This window comes from Paenibacillus sp. 01T422, from assembly GCF_056398785.1.
Genome location: NZ_JBFTQB010000687.1, coordinates 1 through 4,079 on the forward strand (window position 1 = coordinate 1; position 4,079 = coordinate 4,079).

5 protein-coding genes are annotated in these 4,079 nt (G+C 44.1%); 4 read left to right on the plus strand and 1 reads right to left on the minus strand.

Annotation, left to right across the window (positions count from 1 at the left end):
• Positions 1-114: 114 nt before the first annotated feature.
• On the minus strand, positions 115-432 hold the full coding sequence (locus tag AC1DUA_RS28935) for a hypothetical protein (protein WP_477503045.1): 318 nt from the start codon (positions 430-432) through the stop codon (positions 115-117).
• A gap of 308 nt (positions 433-740) precedes the next feature.
• Here AC1DUA_RS28935 and AC1DUA_RS28940 point away from each other — a divergent pair, with 308 nt between their 5' ends.
• The 4 genes from AC1DUA_RS28940 to AC1DUA_RS28955 are packed head-to-tail and all read left to right on the plus strand — an operon-like array spanning position 741 to position 3,921.
• Positions 741-1,121, plus strand: coding sequence for a hypothetical protein (locus tag AC1DUA_RS28940; protein WP_477503046.1), 381 nt, complete (start codon positions 741-743; stop codon positions 1,119-1,121).
• Between the two features lie 13 nt (positions 1,122-1,134).
• Positions 1,135-2,670, plus strand: coding sequence for a sensor histidine kinase (locus AC1DUA_RS28945; RefSeq protein ID WP_477503047.1), 1,536 nt, complete (start codon positions 1,135-1,137; stop codon positions 2,668-2,670).
• Positions 2,667-3,596 carry a DUF3369 domain-containing protein gene (locus AC1DUA_RS28950; RefSeq protein WP_477503048.1) on the plus strand — a complete coding sequence of 310 codons (930 nt, stop codon included), beginning with the start codon at positions 2,667-2,669 and terminating at the stop codon, positions 3,594-3,596. The genes AC1DUA_RS28945 and AC1DUA_RS28950 overlap by 4 nt, the downstream gene beginning before the upstream one ends.
• Positions 3,568-3,921: an HD-GYP domain-containing protein gene (locus AC1DUA_RS28955; RefSeq protein ID WP_477503049.1), complete on the plus strand. Its 354-nt coding sequence runs from the start codon at positions 3,568-3,570 to the stop codon at positions 3,919-3,921. The genes AC1DUA_RS28950 and AC1DUA_RS28955 overlap by 29 nt, the downstream gene beginning before the upstream one ends.
• Positions 3,922-4,079: the final 158 nt, after the last annotated feature.

Here is a 4,079-nt window from a genome sequence, read left to right on the forward strand (position 1 = left end):
GAAATGTAGTGCCTCCCCAAATAACTTGAAAACCTTCCCCAGTAGTTTAACATATTGTGTATATAAAAAGAAAAAGCGATCGAATTTCGATCACCTTTTACATAGAACCAACGTTTATCGAATTTGTTTAGGGGTGTGAAACTTCACCTGATTGGCGTCGACGTCTTGAGAAGCTTGGATCAACTGCTCCATCGTTTGCCTGATTTGTTGCCCATACTGCTCATTATTGTAGGTTTGAAGCTGCGCATGCGCATCTCTGACTTTGTGCCTGGCTTGCGTGAGAGCGGCTTGAGCGGATTGTATATCTTGAGGGTGAGCCTGCATGACAGCTCTTTGCAGTTTATACTCAGCGTCTGAAGCCAATCGTATGGCTTGATCTGCTGCGTCAATGGCGTGTTGGACTTGCATCGAAAACTCACGGGTGTCGGACATAGGGGAGAGCCTCCTAAGAATCGAGTTATTTTAAAATGAACAGTGACTTTACTACATTGCTCCAAAGCTGGGGAAATCATTCTTGATTCAGGAAATGAAATTATTTCCTGGGTAAGCGCAAAATACGAGCGTTCTCATTATTATTCGACATAAGAAGTCTGAAAATTAAGAATACATTGAATAGTGCGCGGATAAAGGGTTTTGTTTCCAAAATATAAGTGGACAAACCTTATGAATATTCATAAGCTAAAGAGGATAACTTTTTTTGACATGATTAGACAATTAGCGATTAAATAGGGGATGAAAAGATGAAAATTTGTAAAAGTATATGCTTGATAGCTGCAATGACCATCTTGATTTCCGGATGTGGGTCAGCGAAAAAGACTACGGCGCCAACAAATGCATATACGCCAACTTTAGAGGTCAGCGCGGCAGTCAATGGCGATGCCGTTACGCTGACGTTGACGACGGATTTGAAGATTTCCAAAGAGCATTATGATCAACAACGTATTGAAGGTGAGGGGCATGTGCATATTTCGCTGGACAAAGGCGAGAAAATTGTTGTGACAGACAAGCAAAAAGTGCTGGATCATTTGAGCAAGGGACCGCACGAAGTCAAAGTATCCTTACATAACAATGATCATACGCCTTACGACGTTAGCAAGACGATAACGTTCGATGTGAAATAGGAGCCTCTTGCTTATGCCAATACTGCGAAGGAAGCTCAGTTTACAGAAACGAATCGTATTTTTGATTACATCGGTGACGGTCATTATGATTTCGACGATGATGGTGTTCGACACGATGAGTTTAAATCAATCCATCAAAGAAGCTTATGTGAGTCAAATTAGCGGTATGACCATCGCCATCAATGGGCGTTATGAAGAATCGCGCTCTGTTTCGGATGTACAGCAAATTTTTGACTATATTCAATATAAAAACACGCGGGTTATTGAAATGAAGCTTTACAGCAAGGACGGAGCTATTCTGGCTGCTTCTGATCGCGAACAGGTTGGCAAACGTCTAGATTCGTCCAGCATTATTATTCCAAAGCAGGACAAAACGATTGTTGATCGGTTGCCGATGGCGCAAAGTGAGAAGCCAGTTGTCCGTTTAATAGCACCGCTGCAGGAAGATGGCGTGGTTGTTGGGGCGGTAGAAGTCATTTTCGACTCTTCCGAGGAGACAGCGCTGCTTAAGAAGCGCACGAAACTCATTTTAGCTGTCGGCATTAGCATTACAATCATCCTATCTGTTTTGCTTTGGCTCATTATACGTACAATTGTCATTCGACCGTTAAGCAAGCTTCGCGAAGCCGCTGTGATTGTCAAGCAGGGAGGGGAGCTTCCGATGCTGCAGTTTCGGACTTCCCCCGAAATTGCAGAGGTATCCGAGGCCTTTAATGATATGGTTAAAAATCTGGACGAGCGCTACCAGGAGCTCCAGCAGGTGCTGAACACGCTGCAAATTACGCAGGATCAGCTGGTTCAATCAGAGAAAATGGGCGCCTTGGGGAACCTTGTTGCGGGCGTCTCCCACGAAATCAATACACCAATTGGCATCGGTGTTACAGCGATCACTTATTTGGATCAAAAGACGAAGGATTTCCGGAGCTTGTACGAAACTGGCAAAATGAAAAAGTCTGATTTGGAGCAGTTTCTTTCCATTATCGGTGAAACGAATGCCATGGTACTGACGAATTTGGAGCGAGCCTCTTCGTTAGTGCRCAGCTTTAAGCAAATTTCCGTGGATCAGAGCTTGGAAGTGAAACGTACTTTTCTGTTGAGGGAGTATCTAGAAGGAATTGTTGCCAGCTTAAAGCCATCGCTGAAGAAAACAAGACTTCGTGTAGACATCTATTGTGATGATCGCCTCAATCTATATACATATCCCGGAGCTTTATCGCAAATCGTTACGAATTTAGTCATGAATTCACTAAATCATGCTTACGTGCCAGAGGATGAAGGCAGCTTAAGCATTCGTGTTACAGAACACCAAGATCATATTCTGCTCGCTTATTCCGATGATGGGAAGGGAATGCCGCAGGATGTGCTGGATCATATCTTTGATCCATTCTTTACGACGAGCCGCGGCAAAGGCGGAACCGGTTTAGGGATGAATATCGTTTATAATCTTGTCACGCAATCGCTGAATGGTGGCATTCAGTGCTTTAGTACACTGAGACAAGGAAGTTTGTTTATGATCACGATTCCGATAGAGGAGGAGTCAGAGCTATGACACAGGATGGGTTATTGGACTTGGATGAGCTTCTTTTTGCCGATGAGGAAGAGAACGTTCCCACAAATGATGTAGTGATGGAACAAGATCCATGGATTGTCTTAATTGTCGATGATGAAAAACAGATTCATCAAGTGACGAAGATGGTTTTACAGGATTTTGAGTTTGATGGCAGGAAGTTGGAGTTTCACAGTGCTTTTTCTGCTGCAGAAGCTAAACAAGTCCTACAACAGCAGCCTAATGCAGCCTTAATTTTGCTTGATGTTGTTATGGAGCAAGAAGATGCAGGGCTTCAGATTGTAAGATACATACGCGAGGAATTAAAAAACACAGCGATACGCATTATTTTGCGTACAGGCCAGCCCGGTCAAGCCCCTGAGCGTACAGTCATAATGGATTATGACATTAATGATTATAAAGAGAAGACCGAGCTAACGACCCAGAAGTTGTTCACGACCGTCGTTACCGCGCTGCGCTCATATCGAGATTTGAAGACAATTGAGAAGAGTAGGACAGGCCTGGAAGAGATCATTAAATCTTCGGCAACGCTGTTTGAGCTGCAGTCGATGAAGAAGTTTGCCTCAGGCGTTTTGACGCAAATGACCTCGATTGTTAATTTGCATAAGAATGCCATTCATTGCAGCTTCGCGGTGACAAAGGGCGTCGAGGATATTTATATTTTGGCTGCAAGCGGCGATTATGCGTCCAATCAGGACGAAAGAGCGCGTGATGTTGTTCCCGAGSAGGTTCTCGGCGAGATTGAGCAAGCTTTTTTAACGAAAAAAAGCTCCTTCGCTTCAGACCGTTTCGTGATTTATTTTCAAAGCAAGATGGGCATGGAAAATGTCATTTATATGAACGGTTTCAAAGCGCTCAGTGAATGGGAGCGGTATTTGATTGAAAACTCATTCGAATTTGGGATATGAAATGCTGAAGCATTCGAACAAGCAAGTGTTGAACGCCGCGGCAATCATTGCCCAGCAGCACCATGAGCGGTTTGATGGTTCGGGGTATCCACATGGACTTCGCGGTGAGGATATTCATCTGTATGGGCGAATAACGGCGCTTGCCGATGTATTTGACGCGCTATGCAGTGATCGTGTCTACAAGAAGGCATGGGAGCTGGATAGAGTGCTGGATTTATTGCAATCAGAACGCGGCCGTCATTTTGATCCTGTAGTCGTGGATCTTTTTCTGGAGCACTTGGACGAGTTTCTGGTGATCAAAGAGCTCTACAGAGAACAACGTTAACGGCATTAAGAATGGTTAAAGCATAATAAGCCAGCAGCCTTCTCATACTAGGTGGGAGATGATGGAGGTGAAGGCAATGACCAAAGTGAATCGTCCTGATAAGAAGAAAAATCAGCAGAATGACGCTTCCTTAATGGAAGAAGCTCAGACGTTAACGA